Origin of the sequence: Shewanella sp. BC20, from assembly GCF_003129585.1 — a bacterium.
Classification (GTDB): Bacteria; Pseudomonadota; Gammaproteobacteria; order Enterobacterales; family Shewanellaceae; genus Shewanella; species Shewanella seohaensis.
On record NZ_NHRI01000053.1, the window covers coordinates 1 to 253 of the forward strand.

Annotated in this window: 1 rRNA gene; it reads left to right on the plus strand. The window is 49.8% G+C overall.

The features are described 5' to 3' along the window. Positions 1 to 235 (plus strand): 23S ribosomal RNA (locus tag CBX96_RS21485); the annotation flags it as partial. Between the last annotated feature and the right edge of the window lie 18 nt (positions 236 to 253).

Genomic DNA, 253 nt, shown 5'->3' on the forward strand with positions numbered 1-253 from the left:
AGTGAACGAACCGCTGGTGTTCGGGTTGTCATGCCAATGGCATTGCCCGGTAGCTATGTTCGGAATCGATAACCGCTGAAAGCATCTAAGCGGGAAGCGAGCCCCAAGATGAGTCATCCCTTGGACTTTAAGTCCACTAAAGAGCCGTTCGAGACTAGGACGTTGATAGGTCAGGTGTGTAAGCGTTGTGAGGCGTTGAGCTAACTGATACTAATGACTCGAGAGGCTTAACCATACAACCCAGATGGGTTTT